Source organism: Bacillus sp. FSL W7-1582 (genome assembly GCF_038593325.1).
GTDB lineage: Bacteria > Bacillota > Bacilli > Bacillales > Bacillaceae > Bacillus > Bacillus altitudinis.
In genome coordinates, this window is record NZ_CP151987.1 from 2,403,470 (window position 1) to 2,419,058 (window position 15,589).

Consider the following 15,589-nt stretch of genomic DNA (forward strand, 5'->3'; position numbering starts at 1 on the left):
TGATTCGACGGAGTTCGGCAATTACTTGCTCATGCATGTCATGACAGAACTTGCCATAGTGTGGCTAAACCGACACCGCCTCCACTGCCAATTGCAGCCATGACATAGCTTCCATTCGGTAAGGCACGGGCTTCGTAAAACAGTCTCACCATCATAGCAGCTCCCGAGGCGCTATATGGATGCCCAAGACAAAGCGCACCGCCTCTTTTATTGATACGGTCATAAGGAATACCTAGTGTCCGGGCAATGAGCACTACTTTGAGCGCAAACGCTTCATTGATTTCAAAAAGTGCAACATCTTCTATCTTCACTTGTTCTTTATGTAAAAGTTTCTTGATTGCATCAATTGGTGAAGCAGCAGGATAATGCGGGTCCATAGCGGTCACGGCACTCCCGATATACCGCAGCATAGGGCTAAAGCCTTTTGCCTCCGCTTCCGCTCTTTCCATCACAACGACGGCAGCTGCACCATCTGCTTCTTTACAGCTATTGGTCACAGTCACAGTACCTTTGCCTGGTAAAAAGACAGGTTTTGCCCGCTTTATCAAGCTTGTAATCGGTCTTATTTTAGCTGCCGCTTCATCTGTGCTCATCCCGCCAATCGGAACAATTTCTTCTGAATACGTCCCTTGCTTGAATGCGGTTATACTTCGTTCCCAGCTTAAAAGTGCATAGTCATCTTGCTCTTGTCTCGCAACTGAAAATCTCGACGCCGTCAGCTCTGCCGCTTCCCCCATATGAGGGTCCCCTATCCACTCTGGAGAAAAGCGGGCCCTTTCTTTCATTGGTGACCGAGAAATGCTTTCCGTTCCACCAGCGATATACATTGATCCCTCCCCCGACTGAATCATGATGCACGCCGTTCTAATGGCTTCAAGACCGGAAGCACACTGCCTATCAATGGTCATACCCGGAATATGTAATGAAAGCCCTGCTTCTAACGAGGACAGACGGGCAATGTTGCCACCGCCCCCGACGACGTTGCCTAAAATGACGTCATCTGGCTTGGTCACGCTTGAAAAGTGCTGGATCAGGGGCGCAGCTAGATGCTCTGGCCGGTAATCCTTCAACATTCCATTTTTCTCACCGAAGGGCGTCCGCTTCGCTTGTACGATCACGGCTTGCATAATAGTTGTTCCTCCGCCCACTTTTTCATACTGGCACGAGCGATTTTCCCTCCTGATGTTTCGATCATTTTGTCCGTGACGAGCCATTTTTTTGGTACTTTGTATGCCGCTAATGTTTCTTTTACAGCTTGCCGAATGGTTTTTGTTTGCTGTACATTCTCAATAATGGCAACAGGGATTTCGCCCCAATATGGATCAGGAAGTCCAATCACGATTGACCGATTCACCTCTGGCTGTTCATTCAGCACACGCTCAATTTCCTCTGGAAAAATATTCAGTCCCCCATAGACAATCATGCCATTCTCGCGGCCGCTCATATACAAGTAACCATCCGCGTCGAGCCATCCCATGTCATAAACGGTCAACCACTCTTCGGGCGGCTTTTCATCTTGTAAATAGCCTGAAAAAGACATTGGGCTTTTCACATAAATTCTCCCGATTTCATTTGGCTTGCAGACGGTTTGATCTACCCTCCTGATTTCAACCTGAATAGAAGGAAAAGGCTTTCCGACAGAAGTAGGCTTTTGCAAAAAATCATCTGAAGATAAATAGGAGACAAAACTCAATTCTGATGTTCCATAAAAATCAAAAAATGTGATGTGGGGATTGCGGTTGACGAGCTGTTTTTTTGAAGAGTTTCCCCAATCTGCACCAGACGACAGGACAAGAAGCGGATTCTTTCCGAAAGCATCCATTTGCAGTAACGCTTCTGTCATGGTCGGAACCGTATAAATAGCCGTGATGTCTCCTCTTTCTAAGATGTTCTTTGCTTTCTCTGGCACAAATTTTTCTAACAATGTCACGGTGCCGCCGAAATAAAGTGTGCTGATCGCCCCATATAAAAAATGAGAGGATAAAAGTGTACCTAAAATCAGCACATGGTCTTGATGTGTGATCCCAAAGACGGATGTTGTCATTTGAAAGCTCTCGATCCATGACTGCTGGCGTCTTATGAAGGCTTTGGGCGATCCCGTTGATCCTGAAGTAAATCCCATATAAAAAGCAGGATCTTCCTCCGGTTCACCTTTGTTCGATTGAACGTTTATGCTGAGACTGATTCTTTCTTTCCATTCAGATAAAGAGAGCACTGGCATATCCAGCTTGTACTTTTCAATCCTTTTGATATATCGATCTTCCACAATGACAAGGTCCGCGTCGCTTAATAAGAGCTTTTCCGCGCATTCCTTGTTACTCCACCGCGGATCAAGAGGCACCGCTGTCCATCCTGCAGAAGCTGCGCCAGCAAATAGTTGAAGAAACGGAACACCATTTGATACTAAAAAAGCGACTCTTTTTTGCTGATGAGGCATTTCTTTTAACCATTGTGCAGATGACTGTACACGCTTATGCCATTCTTCATAAGTGATCTTCTCTTTTTCATCTATGATCGCCATCTGACCTGGCTTCACTTTTGCATGAGCTGCATAGCTTTCCGTTATTCTCATCAAACTGCTCGCCTCCCTCTATGTAAGTCCCTTTTTCGATATGACATCGCTTGAATGATTTTCACCGTGAAGACGGCACATATTCCTGCTTTGATCAGATCACCCGGTAAATAAATGACGCTGAACAGAGCTGCTTGCGTGATCTTTATATGCATCATCATGGCTTGAAAGGGAATTCCGCCTATATATAATATCCCGATACTGCATACCGCATAGATCAAAAATAGGCGTAAGGCCGTCACTTTCTTCAGCCGGTTCAGCCACAGGCTGATCATAAAGGCAGCCACTGGATAAGCAAGTAAAAAACCACCGCTTGGCCCAAAAAAGACCCCTATTCCGCCTCTCCCTCCAGATAAAAGAGGTGCGCCTGCTGCCACTATTAGAAGAAACAGAAGTAAACTAATCAGCGCTTGCTTTGGTTTTAACAGCCCTCCAGCAAGCAAAAGACCTGCGGTTTGTAAGGTGATTGGTACAGGTGTAAACGCAAGAAAAATAGGCGGAATCAATCCTAACATCCCAATAACTGCTGTCATTAATGCCATTTGCATCATATCGTGAATTTTCAATTTTCATACCCCTCACTCGATGTTTTTGATAAAAATAGCGTAAAAGGTCGAGTGATATATGTCAACTAAATTTCAATAATAGTTTACATATAGAATGTAAAAAAAGACCTGTGAAGAAAGATCACAGAGATCATGTTCACAGGCCTTTTATTCGTTCTATTATTCTTCGTCTTCTTGATCTAAGAACGTATTTAACGTTTCTTCAATCATGTCCCACTCTTCATCCGTTTCAATTGGCTCTAATTCGCCATCTTCACCGTCTTCGTTTGGTGTGAAGCTTGATGCATGAATTTCAATTTCTTCGTTATCTTGTTCAGAAATTGGGTAGTAAAGAACATATGATTTGTTAAAATGGTCGCTTTCAAAAGTAAATAGTACTTCGCAAAGCTGCTCATTTCCATTATCATCAACGATTGTAATTTGTTTTTCTCCGTGTTCCATTTGATTCACCTCATTTTAATTTAAGCTGTCTAAGTACCCTTGAAGGATCATAACAGCCGCCATTTTATCAATGACTTTTTTACGCTTTTGTCTGCTCACATCTGCAGAGATGAGCATTTTTTCTGCTGCCATCGTTGACAGACGCTCGTCCCAAAGCACAACAGGAACATTGTACGTGTTTTCTAACACTTTCGCAAATGATTGGCTGGCCTCGCCTCTTGGACCGACCGTACCGTTCATATTTTTTGGAAAACCAAGGACAATTTTATCCGTTCCATATTGCGAGACGATCTCAGACAGGCGGCTGAGACCAAAGTCTCCGCCTGCTTCATCAATTTTAATGGTTTCAATCCCTTGAGCTGTCCATCCCATTTCATCACTGATTGCCACACCAAGGGTTTTCGTGCCTAAATCTAAGCCTAAAATTCTCATGTTTTACGCCTCTTTATGTGTCTCTAAGTACGATTTAACCAATTCCTCAATTAATTCGTCTCGTTCTAGTTTACGAATTAGGTTGCGTGCATCCTGATGTCTTGGAATATAAGCAGGGTCGCCTGACAGCAAGTATCCGACAATTTGATTGATCGGGTTGTATCCTTTTTCTTGGAGTGCGTCATAAACTGTTATGAGCACTTCATTCACATTGGTTTCAGCTGAATCATCAGAGAAGTTAAACTTCATTGTCTTATCAAATGAACTCACTGCTTCTTGCACCTCTCTTCCAACATTCTACTAGCAAGCTTTTTTCTAACCGCTCATCTAATACCATTATTCTACACTACATTGACTGATTATAAAACGGATTTGACAGATTCTTCGACAGTTGCCAGTGCTTCTTCAAGCTTTTCTGGCTGTTTCCCGCCTGCTTGTGCCATATCTGGGCGTCCGCCTCCGCCTCCGCCGCAAATTTCAGCTGCCTGCTTCACAAGTTTTCCTGCATGAAGACCTTTTTCAATGACGTCTTTCGTCACACCGGCTGAAATGTTGACTTTTCCATTTTGAACGGCACCAAGTACGATGACAGCTGAACCTAATTTCGCTTTTAAGTCATCAACCATCGTTCTTAAATGGTTCATGTCTTTAGCGTTTACTTTTTCAGTTAACACGTTCACTCCGCCAACTTCGATGACTTTTTCTAAAATAGAGCCAGCTTCTGCTTGACTTAATTTCGCAAGAAGTGATTCGTTTTCTCTTTGAACTTCTTTTAAATCAGCCTGCAAGGAAGCGATGCGTTTTGGTACATCTTTTGTATTTGATTTCAGTTCATTAGCTGCCTTTTCTAAAATCGCAAGCTGATCATTTAATTCTTCATAAGCACCTTTACCTGTTACAGCCTCAATACGGCGTGTTCCAGCACCAATACCCGATTCAGATGCAATTTTAAACAATCCGATCTCTGCAGTGTTTTGAACGTGACAGCCTCCGCATAACTCGATGCTGTAGTCACCCACTTGCACCACACGGACAATATCGCCATACTTCTCGCCAAACAGCGCCATTGCGCCCATTTCTTTTGCTTCAGCAATTGGTTTCAGGTCAATGGCAACCGAAATGCCTTCCCAAATCTTTTCGTTGACGATTTTTTCAATTTGTGACAATTCTTCTTTTGTTACTTGTCCAAAGTGAGAAAAGTCAAAGCGAAGTCTGTTTTCATTCACAAGTGAACCCGCTTGGTTAACGTGGCTGCCCAATACATCTTTTAGCGCTTGGTGCAAAAGATGTGTCGCTGTGTGATTTTTCACAATGCCTTTTCGAAGCGCTGATTCGACTTCTGCAGTGACTTCAATGCCTTTTTGAACCGTACCACTTACGACGACTCCTTCGTGGACATGCTGGCCGTTTGGCGCCTTTTTCACATCTTTGATATCAATGATCGCTTCGGCACTTTTTAACGTTCCTTTATCCGCCACTTGTCCGCCGCTTTCCGCATAGAAAGGTGTTTCATCTAATAAAATTTGCACCGTTTCCCCTTCGTGAGCTTCTGTGACAATTTCACCGTTTTGAAGCAATTCGATAATACGAGCATCTGCAGTTAAATTTTCGTAGCCAATAAACGTACTTTCTGCTTTAATATCGCCTAAAGCCCCGCCTTGAACCTGCATACTGCCCACATCTTGTCTGGCATTTCTTGCACGTTCACGCTGCTTCTCCATTTCTAGCTGGAAGCCTTCTCGATCGACTGTCATGTTCTCATCTTCTGCATATTCTTCTGTAAGTTCGACCGGGAATCCATATGTGTCATAAAGCTTAAACACATCTTTACCGGAAATTTGTGAGCTGCCATTGTCTCGTTCTTTTTTGATCACTTCTGATAAAATGGCTAACCCTTCATTCAGTGTCTCATGGAAACGCTCTTCTTCATTTTTGATCACTTTTGCAATAAATTCTTCTTTTGCTTGAACATCTGGATAGAAATCCTTCATGATCTCCGCAACAACTGGAACTAGGTCATACATAAATGGACGGTGGATATGGATCGTTTTTGCATAACGCACAGCACGGCGCAGCAAACGTCTTAACACATAACCTCGGCCTTCATTAGAAGGAAGTGCTCCGTCACTGACGGCAAAGGCAACAGTACGAATATGGTCAGCAATGACTTTAAATGCTGTGTCTTTTTCTTTTGACTCCCCATAGCTTTCTCCAGAAATCGTTTCTACTGCACGAATAATCGGCATGAACAGGTCTGTATCAAAGTTCGTCGGTACGTTTTGAATCACAGAGACCATACGCTCAAGACCCATTCCTGTATCAATGTTTTTCTTCGGAAGCGGTGTGTATGTACCATCTGGATTATGGTTAAATTCAGAAAAAACAAGATTCCATACTTCTAGATAACGTTCATTTTCTCCGCCTGGATATAATTCAGGGTCGTTCATGTCGTTGCCATATGCTTCGCCGCGATCATAGAAAATTTCTGTATTCGGACCACTTGGCCCCTCGCCAATATCCCAGAAGTTGCCCTCTAGACGAATAATTCGTTCCTCAGGGACACCCATTTTATCTCTCCAAAGAACATACGCTTCTTCATCCTCTGGATGTACCGTGACAGATAACAGATTCGGATCAAAGCCAATCCACTCGTCACTTGTGAGGAATTCCCAAGCCCATTCGATTGCCTCTTCTTTGAAATAGTCTCCAATAGAGAAGTTGCCCAGCATTTCAAAAAACGTATGATGGCGTGCTGTTTTCCCTACATTTTCAATGTCATTTGTACGAATTGATTTTTGTGCGTTGCAAATACGCGGATTCTCAGGCACAACGCGGCCATCGAAGTATTTCTTTAACGTTGCCACCCCGCTGTTAATCCATAAAAGTGTTGGATCGTCATGCGGTACGAGGGACGCACTCGGTTCGACAGCATGTCCTTTTTCTTTAAAAAAATCTAAAAACATTTGACGTACTTGAGCTGAAGTTAAAGTTTTCATCATAAATCCTCCCTTTTTTATTCTCAATCTTCACACAAACGAAAAAACATCCCGCCCTATGCAAGCAAAAAACTACTTACACAGGGACGAGATGCTCTCGCGGTACCACCCTGATTATAGACATATGCGTCTATCACCTTCACATCCGATAACGCCGGAAGAGAGCGGCAGTGTTTATCTGCACTCGGGACTAGCTTCCGTTAAAGGTCTGATAAGGCTTTTCTCAGCAAACAAAGCCTCTCTCTGCAACAGCTTTTTAACGTACTCGGGTCCGTCATTGAATTCAATATGTATGAATCGAAATTATTATAGACAACTCGGCTCGTCTTGTCAATGAACGCTTCGTCTCATGTGAATATATTGCACAATAATGACCCTCATAATGGCTGCGGACGGTACGGCTAAAATCATTCCAATCAAGCCAAACAGCTCCCCTCCAGCGAGTAACACCAGCATGATCACGACAGGATGCATATGCAGGCTTCTCCCGACAATGATCGGACTCAGTACATTGCTTTCTAAAAATTGAAGCACGGCTACTGTAATTAGCACAATGATCACTGACTTCACTGAGATGGTAAAAGCGATAAAGACAGCTGGGATCGCTCCAATAATCGGGCCAAAATACGGAATGACATTCGTTGCACCGATTAACATACCTAGTACAAGCGGATATGGAATATGAAACAGCCAAAGAACAATGGCAGCAGCACCTCCAATTAAAGAACAGACAAGCAATTGCCCTCTAATATAATCCCCAAGTGAGTCATCCACTGCTTTCACAAAGGCATGTCCCCTTTTTCGAAAGCTTGGCGGGGTTAAATACCATGCTGCCCGCTTCATCGTGTTCATATCTTTCACCATATAAAAGACAAGAAAAGGAATAAGTGCAGCAACTAAGGCGTAATCAAGCAATACTTTACAGCTTAGAATCATCCGCTCTGCCCCATTTGCGGCATACGTCTCAGATTGGACAATAAAACGATCCAGCCGTTCATGTAGTCCATCAGGCCAGTGGCTTGTATGACGATGAACATGTGATAAAGCACCATTATACGTTTCGGCAAGCATGGGAATTTGCTCCGACAATTCATTTAACTGAGCGATTAAAACCGGTGCCCCTTTATACACAGCCAGACCAATGCCGCCAAAAAACAGCACATATATTAATAAAAGACTGACCGTCCTTGGCAAACCTCGCTTATGTAGTCTTTCAACAATTGGATAAAGAAGATAAGAAATAAAAATAGCGATAAGAAGCGGGATCAAAACCGCTTTGAGCAATAAAAAAATAGGCATCCATAGCTCGTCGAGCTGAACCAAAATGAGTAAAGACGCAAGGACAAGCAGTACACCTGCAGCATATATTAGAAACTCGATCGGACGTTTCTTCACCTTTTTCACCTCTCTTCTTATTGTTTAACCAACTTCTGCAATTATCCATGTAAATAAAATTTGTCCTAACTTTGTTAAAAATGAATACACATGAAACATACGGCTCCATCCAAAGTCACTGTTTGCTGTAAAAATCTCGTTAGAAAATATTCCATTATTTTCTTATTTTCACCTCATTTATGCTAGAATCCGCTTTAGCTCAATCATTAGAAGAGGAGGTTCTTCATGATCACATTCGAAGAAGTCAACAAGCATTACGGCCAGTTCCATGTACTTAAGGACATTAACCTACATATTCAAAAAGGTGAGGTTGTTGTGATCATCGGTCCTTCAGGGTCTGGAAAAAGCACGATCCTCAGGTGTATCAATCGTCTTGAAAGCATTGATGAAGGAAAAGTCCTTGTCAATCAAGTGTCTGTTCAGCATCCGAAAACCAACATCAATCTCATCAGGCAAAATATCGGGATGGTGTTTCAGCACTTCCATCTTTATCCGCATAAGACGGTGCTTGAAAACATTATGCTTGCGCCGATGAAGGTTAAAAAAGTGAGCAAAGAAGAAGCAAAGGAAACAGCTGAATTTTATTTAAATAAAGTTGGCATTCCTGAAAAAGCAGACACCTACCCTTCTAGACTCTCAGGAGGACAGCAGCAGCGTGTGGCAATCGCAAGGGGACTTGCAATGAAACCTGAGGTCATGCTTTTCGATGAACCAACATCAGCTCTTGATCCAGAGATGATCGGTGAGGTGCTAGATGTGATGAAACAGCTGGCAAGGGAAGGAATGACAATGGTCGTTGTCACGCACGAGATGGGGTTTGCCCGTGAAGTCGCAGACCGCATTGTGTTTATTGATGAAGGAAGAATTCTTGAAGAATCAACACCAGCTGCCTTTTATGAAAAACCGCGCGAGAAACGCGCTCAGCTCTTTTTAAGCCGTATTTTAAATCACTAGGGGGAATGAATTTGATGAAAAAAATGAAACGCTTTGGCCTATTACTGTTGATGACTTGCTGTATGATCGCTCTCGCTGCCTGCGGCTCTGCCGAGAAAGGCTCAACCGATGCAAAACAAGGTAGCTCATTAGAAGCCATTAAGAAAGACAAAAAAATCGTTTTCGGTGTGAAAAACGATACTCGTTTATTTGGTCTAAAAAATCCTAGTAGCGGGGATATTGAAGGGTTTGATATTGATATCGCAAAAGCGATCACTAAAGAAATGCTCGGTGATGAAGGAAAAGCAGAATTCAAAGAAGTGACATCTAAAACAAGAATTCCTTTACTGCAAAAAGGAGATATTCATGCCATTGTTGCCACAATGACGATCACAGAAGAGCGTAAAAAAGAGGTCAATTTCTCAGACGTATACTTTGAAGCAGGACAATCACTGCTTGTGAAAAAAGGCAGCGACATTCAATCGATTGATGATCTTAAAAAAGGTACGAAGGTGCTTGCAGTGAAAGGGTCCACTTCTTCTCAAAACATTCGCGAAAAGGCACCAGAAGCATCCGTTTTAGAATTTGAAAATTACCAAGAAGCCTTTACAGCCTTAAAATCAAATCAAGGGCAAGTTCTGACAACTGATAATGCAATTTTATTTGGCATGGCAGACGAAGATTCAAATTATGAAGTCGTTGGCGGAACATTTACCGATGAGCCTTATGGTATCGCTGTGAAAAAAGGCGATGAAGAATTGACAGAAGCCATTAATAAAGCGTTAAAGGCATTAAAAGACAATGGAGAGTATGACAAGATTCATAAAAAATGGATCAAAGAATAATCAATTGACTCGATCAATCTCAACACCCTCAGGAGAGCCGCTTGCCGGCTCCTCTGTTGATTAGGAAGGAAGTGAACTGATTGCTGCGGTTTTCCATTTTAACTGAGAACTTCCATCTTTATTTAGAAGGGTTTAAATATACGATTGGTGCAAGTGTCATTGCGTTGATTGGAAGCTTTTTCATCGGTACACTCATTGCCATTATGAGAATTGCGCCACTAAGGCCGCTCAACTGGTTAGGGACGGCTTACGTGGAATTTATTCGGAATATTCCGTTATTATTGATCACCTTTGTGTTCTTTTTTGGTTTACCGGTACTTGGCATTGTGGCAGATGGCTTTACAGCAGGAACCATTGCCCTCTCCATTTATACGTCTGCTTTTATCGCTGAAGCCATTCGTGCAGGTATACAAGCTGTACCGCTTGGACAAATGGAAGCAGCTAGAGCTTCTGGTCTGACATATGGCGGAACGATGCGATATATTATTCTGCCGCAGGCAATCAAAATTGTCATTCCACCACTTGGGAATCAATTTATCAACCTTGTGAAAAACTCGTCTATTTTAGGTGTCATTGCAGGGTTTGATCTGATGTACCAAGGAGACCTTATCGCTTCGAGAACGTTTGTGACATTTGATGTATACATTTTTGTTGCCATGTTCTATCTTCTATTGACCATTCCACTTAGTCTAGGCGTTGGTTATTTAGAAAAAAGATTAGCCCGAAGCCACTAGAAAGGAGGAAACACAATGGATTTTATAGGTGCCTACCAGCCCGATCATCTCGCCTTTTTACTTGAAGGATTTGCTGTCACCTTAAAAGTGGCTTTTATCTCCATCATTTTAAGCTTTATCATCGGATTAGTCGTTGGCACATTGAGGTTCGCACAAATCCCTATTTTATCAAAGGTGCTTGCGGTCATTGTTGAAACCGTTCGGAACCTACCGCTTTTGCTGATCATCTTTTTTACGTATTTCGCCCTGCCTGAAATTGGCATTAAGCTGAGCATCACGGCCTCTGCCATTGCGGCTTTAACCGTGTTTGAATCCGCTATGCTGTCAGAAATCATTCGCAGCGGATTAAAATCAATTGATAAAGGACAAATCGAGGCGGCCAGATCCTCTGGTTTAACCTATATTCAAACATTAAAAATGATTATCATGCCACAGGCGTTACGCCGAATGGTACCGCCGATTGTCAGTCAATTTATTTCTCTTTTAAAAGATACATCGCTCGCCGTTGTAATTGCCCTTCCAGAGTTATTGCATCACGCGCAGATTTTAAATGGTCAAAGCCAATCTTATTTACTTCCTATTTTCCTCTTGGCGGCCATGATGTATTTTGTTGTGAACTTCAGCTTGTCCTTACTTGCACGGAGATTAGAGTACAGGCAGGCATAAAAAAAGGACATCCGCTCATGGTGGATGTCCCTTTTTGTTTAAAGCATTCGCATAACTCGTTTTCTCATCTTTTTCATATCCCGCTTAGATGGCATATCATATCGACTTGCAAAGTGATATGCGAGTGCACCTGCACCAAGCGTTAATAGTGAAGAAGTCATTTTGCCCATTCGAAATTCCCCCTTAACACTTATAGTTGAATTGAACGTTCATCGTCACTAAACAGGTCGTCTAAACTGCTTAGTGTACCGTCTTCCTCCACTTGGTGAGTAGATATTTTGCCTTTTGACAGTGTCAATTCAATAAAACAGCCCCAGCAATAATATTGATTGACCCCAATTTTTCCGATGTCTTTACATTTGCAATTTGGGCAAATGAGCATATTCAGCACCTCTTTACGTTCGGTTTAGAACAAGTGCTTCCTTTTGAACATCCATCAAGGTTCCGGCAGCATGCAGCTGCTTTCGAATCCCTGATAGCTCTGTAAAGAAGCCGTCCGAGAGTTCATATGCTACGATTGTGCCCGAATTCATGCAAAAGTATACATCTTCCAAAACACCTAATGTTTCACCATCTGGCGTACGGATCATTTTCTTTTTTAATTTCGAAAAGAAAAAGGATGGGGCGGTGGTATCTATCTCGATGCCCTTCTGGCAGCTCACATATAGACCTTTGTCTGTCAGTTTGTCGCCAGCTGAGAATGGAATGAAAGCACAGTCTTTCTTTTTCCCATCTAAAACATATCCCCCGCAGCTGCCGCCGGCTAAAAAGCAAATATCTTTGATCGCCCCAAGTGAATAAGACAGCTCGTCTGTATAGATCGTCAGTCCTTCAAGCTCTCGACATGTTCTCAAAATGTGATCAACCACCTTTTCGGAACAGTCTTATCGTGTGCGTTTCCTCTATGACTCATACGAAGAAATGGCTTCCATGAAGGAAGCCATTTACTCTTGCATAAAATCAAACGGAGTGATTCCCTCCATGCCAATATTGGCATCGTGTACGCTGAAAGGAAGTTCTTTTTGGAGGGCTGCTAGCTCAGCGTCCATGATTTCTTCCGTTTCAGTAAGACGCATGGTTAAAGACGTTTGTCTGAGGGAGTCTTCATTATTTTTTACGCCCCACTCTAATGCTGATTCCTCACCGCACAAAATTAAAAACTTTTTACTTCGTGTAATGGCCGTGTAAAGCAAATTTCTTCGAAGCATTCGATAATAACTTCTCACGACTGGCAGCACCACGATTGGGAATTCACTGCCCTGGGATTTATGAATCGAGCAACAATAAGCGTGTGTAAATTGATGAAAATCTTTTTTCGTAAACGTGATTTCATTTCCATCAAAGGAGATGACCGCCATATCTTCTTTTTCTGTGTTTTCTTTCGCATAAAAGATCGAGACAATTTCGCCAATATCTCCATTAAAAATGTTATTCTCGGGCTGATTGACAAGCTGAAGTACCTTATCACCTGTCCGGTAGACGACATCACCAAAAGGAATTTCTCTTCCTTTTGGCTTTTTAGGATTCAAAATTTGCTGAAGCATTTTATTCAGTTCATTAATGCCTGCTTTTCCTTTATACATCGGGGCGAGCACTTGAATGTCCTTTGCTGAATACCCCTTTTGAGCAGCATTGCTGACCACTTTCTCGATGACTTCTTTCATTTGGTCACTAGAGCATTGAATAAAGGATCGATCCTTCGAGCGTGCAGTAATATCCTTTGGCAAAACACCATTTTTCATATCATGCGCAAGCTCAACAATTGTTGAACCGTCTGCCTGCCGGTAAATATCAGTTAATGTAACTGCCGGTATAGCTTGTGACGCAAGCAGGTCTCTTAACACTTGACCAGGCCCGACAGATGGAAGTTGATGTTCGTCTCCAACCATAATGACTTGAATATGATCTGGGATCGCCTTAAACAAATGGTTCGCCAGCCAAATATCCAGCATACTCGATTCATCAATGATAACAAGCTTTCCTTCAATCGGCTGGTCTTCATCATGTGAGAAGCCTTCTGATCCATTCCAGCCTAGCAACCGGTGAATGGTCACAGCAGGAAGTCCAGTGGATTCTGTCATTCGTTTCGCAGCACGTCCAGTTGGTGCGGCAAGCACGAACGGAAATGCTTCATCTTTTTTATAATCACCCGGGTCAAGAGATACGCCGTGAAGATCGCTGTAAAGCTCGACAATCCCTTTAATGACCGTCGTTTTCCCTGTACCCGGTCCGCCTGTTAGAAGCAGCATTGGAGACATGAGTGCCTTTTGAATGGCTTCTTTTTGGGTTGGTGCATACTGGACACCAAGCCGTTCCTCCAGTTCACCGAGTGCAAGCAGAAATTCTGATTCAGGAAATTGATCTGCATATTCTGTTTGAGAGACAATTTTTTGAATACGTTTTGCCACACTTTGCTCCGCATAAAAGAGCGACGGATGATAACAGCGATCATCTTCAATGATCATGTCTTTCCCTTCACCAAGTGCAATGATCTGATTGGCAACGTCCATTTCAGTCACTTTGTAGTCATTGCCTGTTTGATTCAGCAATTTACGGGTTTCGATGATCAGATCTTTCGTTTGTATGTACGTATGACCGTCTTGCAGGCTTGCTGTCTCAACGGTATACAAAAGGGCTGCACGAATGCGTTCTGGATCATTTCCAGATATCCCTGTTCTAGCGCCGAGTTCATCTGCTTTAATAAATCCAATCCCCTCGACGTCTTTGACGAGCTGATAAGGGTTTTCTTCAATTTTCTGCAACGTTTCACTCTCGTACGCTTGGTAAATCTTCATACTAAGCTGAGGACCAAAGCCATATTGATTCAGGCTGATCATAATTTGCTCAAGCCCTTGATGCTCCTGAAGTGCGGCAGCCAGCTTATCAGCCTTCTTTTTTGACAGGCGAGGGACGTCATACAAAACAGACGGATCACGCATAATTTGATGAAGCGTCTGATTGCCTAGCTTGCCGACGATTTCTTCCGCTGTCTTTTTTCCAATCCCTTCAAACAAGTCACTAGAAAGATAATGAATGATGCCTTGCTTTGTTGTAGGGACTTCCTTTTGAAAATGAGTGGCTTGAAACTGCTCGCCAAACTTCGGATGACTTGTGACCTTGCCATAGAAGGTGTAGGTTTCCTCCTCATGAAGCGCTGGGAAGTACCCTGTGACAGATGCTGTTTTTTCCTCTAAATTCTCTGATGTTTCAATGACTTTTACTTTTAACACCGAGTATAAATTACTTTCGTTATGGAAAATAACGGCTTGAACCGTCCCTTTTAAAAACGGTTCATCTTCAAGCTTCATTTGATCTGGATGTTCCTGCACAGGTCTTCCCTCCTTCCGGTTATTCTGCCTCTTGAATCAGCTTTTGCGCATGCAATGCAAGCATATGATCAGGTTGCACGTCAATGGCTTTTCCTAGCATTTCAAGCGCTTCATCTTTTTTTTCTAAATACGCATACGCAACGCCTGCATTATAAAAGGCGTCTGCATGCTGCGGATCTCGCGTAATCACTTCAGTAAAGACTGCGACCGCTTCCTCCAGCAGATGTTCATTCGCTAAGCACATGCCAAATTGAAATCTTGCTTCGTTATCTTCTTCGTTTAGCTCAACTGCACGCTGAAGATAAGGCATCGCAAGCTTTGGCTGCTCTAATTTCATCAGTGTCTGCCCTAACATATAAAACAAATCACTGTTTTCCATTCCAGCTTGTAGCGCTTGCTCAAAATAGTCTTTCGCTTTCATAAAGTCTTCTTTCATCGTGTAGACATTTCCTGCCCCATAATAAGCTGCAGCTGCTGTATGATCAAGTTCAATGGCTTTTTGAAAGAAGTTCAATGCACGTTCAAATTCATGAACACTTGAAAGTAAATTCGCAAAGTTAATATATGGAACCGGGTCCTTTGGGCTTTCTTCAATGGCTTTCGTAAAAGCTTCAGCTGCCTGTTCGATGTTCCCTTGATTTAAAGCTTCAATACCGATTTCGTTATGATTCATTCGCTCT

Annotated in this window: 17 protein-coding genes and 1 other annotated feature; of the genes, 4 read left to right on the top strand and 13 right to left on the bottom strand. The window is 42.7% G+C overall.

What is annotated here, in order from left to right; genetic code table 11:
* Positions 1-38: 38 nt before the first annotated feature.
* The 8 genes from NSQ11_RS12395 to NSQ11_RS12430 all read right to left on the bottom strand — a co-directional run bounded on the left by NSQ11_RS12395 (position 39) and on the right by NSQ11_RS12430 (position 8,402).
* Positions 39-1,127: an acetyl-CoA C-acyltransferase gene (locus NSQ11_RS12395; RefSeq protein ID WP_212338232.1), complete on the bottom strand. Its 1,089-nt coding sequence runs from the start codon at positions 1,125-1,127 to the stop codon at positions 39-41.
* Positions 1,115-2,572 (bottom strand): acyl-CoA synthetase, encoded by a 1,458-nt coding sequence (locus NSQ11_RS12400; protein WP_251185815.1) that lies wholly within the window; start codon positions 2,570-2,572, stop codon positions 1,115-1,117. Before NSQ11_RS12400 ends, NSQ11_RS12395 begins: the two co-directional genes overlap by 13 nt.
* A complete protein-coding gene (locus NSQ11_RS12405) occupies positions 2,572-3,138 on the bottom strand; it encodes a biotin transporter BioY (protein WP_007501449.1) in 567 nt (188 codons plus the stop codon). Before NSQ11_RS12405 ends, NSQ11_RS12400 begins: the two co-directional genes overlap by 1 nt.
* 159 nt (positions 3,139-3,297) lie before the next feature.
* Complete coding sequence (locus NSQ11_RS12410; RefSeq protein WP_024423112.1) at positions 3,298-3,579, bottom strand: DUF1292 domain-containing protein; 282 nt, start codon at positions 3,577-3,579, stop codon at positions 3,298-3,300.
* A 15-nt stretch (positions 3,580-3,594) separates the two neighbouring features.
* The gene (gene ruvX / locus NSQ11_RS12415) at positions 3,595-4,011 is read right to left on the bottom strand and encodes a Holliday junction resolvase RuvX (RefSeq protein ID WP_003216519.1); all 417 of its coding nucleotides are present in this window, start codon (positions 4,009-4,011) and stop codon (positions 3,595-3,597) included.
* Positions 4,012-4,014: 3 nt separating this feature from the next.
* Positions 4,015-4,281: an IreB family regulatory phosphoprotein gene (locus NSQ11_RS12420; RefSeq protein ID WP_024718370.1), complete on the bottom strand. Its 267-nt coding sequence runs from the start codon at positions 4,279-4,281 to the stop codon at positions 4,015-4,017.
* An 89-nt stretch (positions 4,282-4,370) separates the two neighbouring features.
* Positions 4,371-7,007 (bottom strand): alanine--tRNA ligase, encoded by a 2,637-nt coding sequence (gene alaS, locus NSQ11_RS12425; RefSeq protein ID WP_079920073.1) that lies wholly within the window; start codon positions 7,005-7,007, stop codon positions 4,371-4,373.
* 79 nt (positions 7,008-7,086) lie between these two features.
* Positions 7,087-7,294 (bottom strand) — a binding site (T-box leader).
* A gap of 43 nt (positions 7,295-7,337) precedes the next feature.
* Positions 7,338-8,402: an AI-2E family transporter gene (locus NSQ11_RS12430; RefSeq protein ID WP_017358104.1), complete on the bottom strand. Its 1,065-nt coding sequence runs from the start codon at positions 8,400-8,402 to the stop codon at positions 7,338-7,340.
* Between the two features lie 225 nt (positions 8,403-8,627).
* Between NSQ11_RS12430 and NSQ11_RS12435 the strand changes: the two genes are divergently transcribed.
* The 4 genes from NSQ11_RS12435 to NSQ11_RS12450 all read left to right on the top strand — a co-directional run bounded on the left by NSQ11_RS12435 (position 8,628) and on the right by NSQ11_RS12450 (position 11,580).
* Positions 8,628-9,356: an amino acid ABC transporter ATP-binding protein gene (locus tag NSQ11_RS12435; RefSeq protein ID WP_050827499.1), complete on the top strand. Its 729-nt coding sequence runs from the start codon at positions 8,628-8,630 to the stop codon at positions 9,354-9,356.
* Between the two features lie 14 nt (positions 9,357-9,370).
* Positions 9,371-10,180 carry a transporter substrate-binding domain-containing protein gene (locus NSQ11_RS12440; RefSeq protein WP_008342689.1) on the top strand — a complete coding sequence of 270 codons (810 nt, stop codon included), beginning with the start codon at positions 9,371-9,373 and terminating at the stop codon, positions 10,178-10,180.
* Positions 10,181-10,260: 80 nt separating this feature from the next.
* Positions 10,261-10,914: an amino acid ABC transporter permease gene (locus NSQ11_RS12445; protein WP_008342691.1), complete on the top strand. Its 654-nt coding sequence runs from the start codon at positions 10,261-10,263 to the stop codon at positions 10,912-10,914.
* Between the two features lie 15 nt (positions 10,915-10,929).
* A complete protein-coding gene (locus NSQ11_RS12450; protein WP_017367699.1) occupies positions 10,930-11,580 on the top strand; it encodes an amino acid ABC transporter permease in 651 nt (216 codons plus the stop codon).
* Between the two features lie 38 nt (positions 11,581-11,618).
* On the opposite strand, the gene NSQ11_RS12455 is transcribed toward NSQ11_RS12450, so the two are convergent.
* The 5 genes from NSQ11_RS12455 to NSQ11_RS12475 all read right to left on the bottom strand — a co-directional run bounded on the left by NSQ11_RS12455 (position 11,619) and on the right by NSQ11_RS12475 (position 15,582).
* A complete protein-coding gene (locus NSQ11_RS12455) occupies positions 11,619-11,750 on the bottom strand; it encodes a YrzQ family protein (RefSeq protein ID WP_008342695.1) in 132 nt (43 codons plus the stop codon).
* Positions 11,751-11,770: 20 nt separating this feature from the next.
* A complete protein-coding gene (locus tag NSQ11_RS12460; protein WP_003216308.1) occupies positions 11,771-11,962 on the bottom strand; it encodes a hypothetical protein in 192 nt (63 codons plus the stop codon).
* Positions 11,963-11,975: 13 nt separating this feature from the next.
* Entirely contained in the window at positions 11,976-12,434 is a 459-nt protein-coding gene (locus NSQ11_RS12465) for a PRC-barrel domain-containing protein (RefSeq protein WP_008342703.1), read from the bottom strand.
* 90 nt (positions 12,435-12,524) lie between these two features.
* A complete protein-coding gene (locus NSQ11_RS12470; RefSeq protein WP_017358107.1) occupies positions 12,525-14,909 on the bottom strand; it encodes an ATP-dependent RecD-like DNA helicase in 2,385 nt (794 codons plus the stop codon).
* A gap of 19 nt (positions 14,910-14,928) precedes the next feature.
* On the bottom strand, positions 14,929-15,582 hold the full coding sequence (locus NSQ11_RS12475; protein WP_008342707.1) for a tetratricopeptide repeat protein: 654 nt from the start codon (positions 15,580-15,582) through the stop codon (positions 14,929-14,931).
* Positions 15,583-15,589 lie beyond the last annotated feature (7 nt).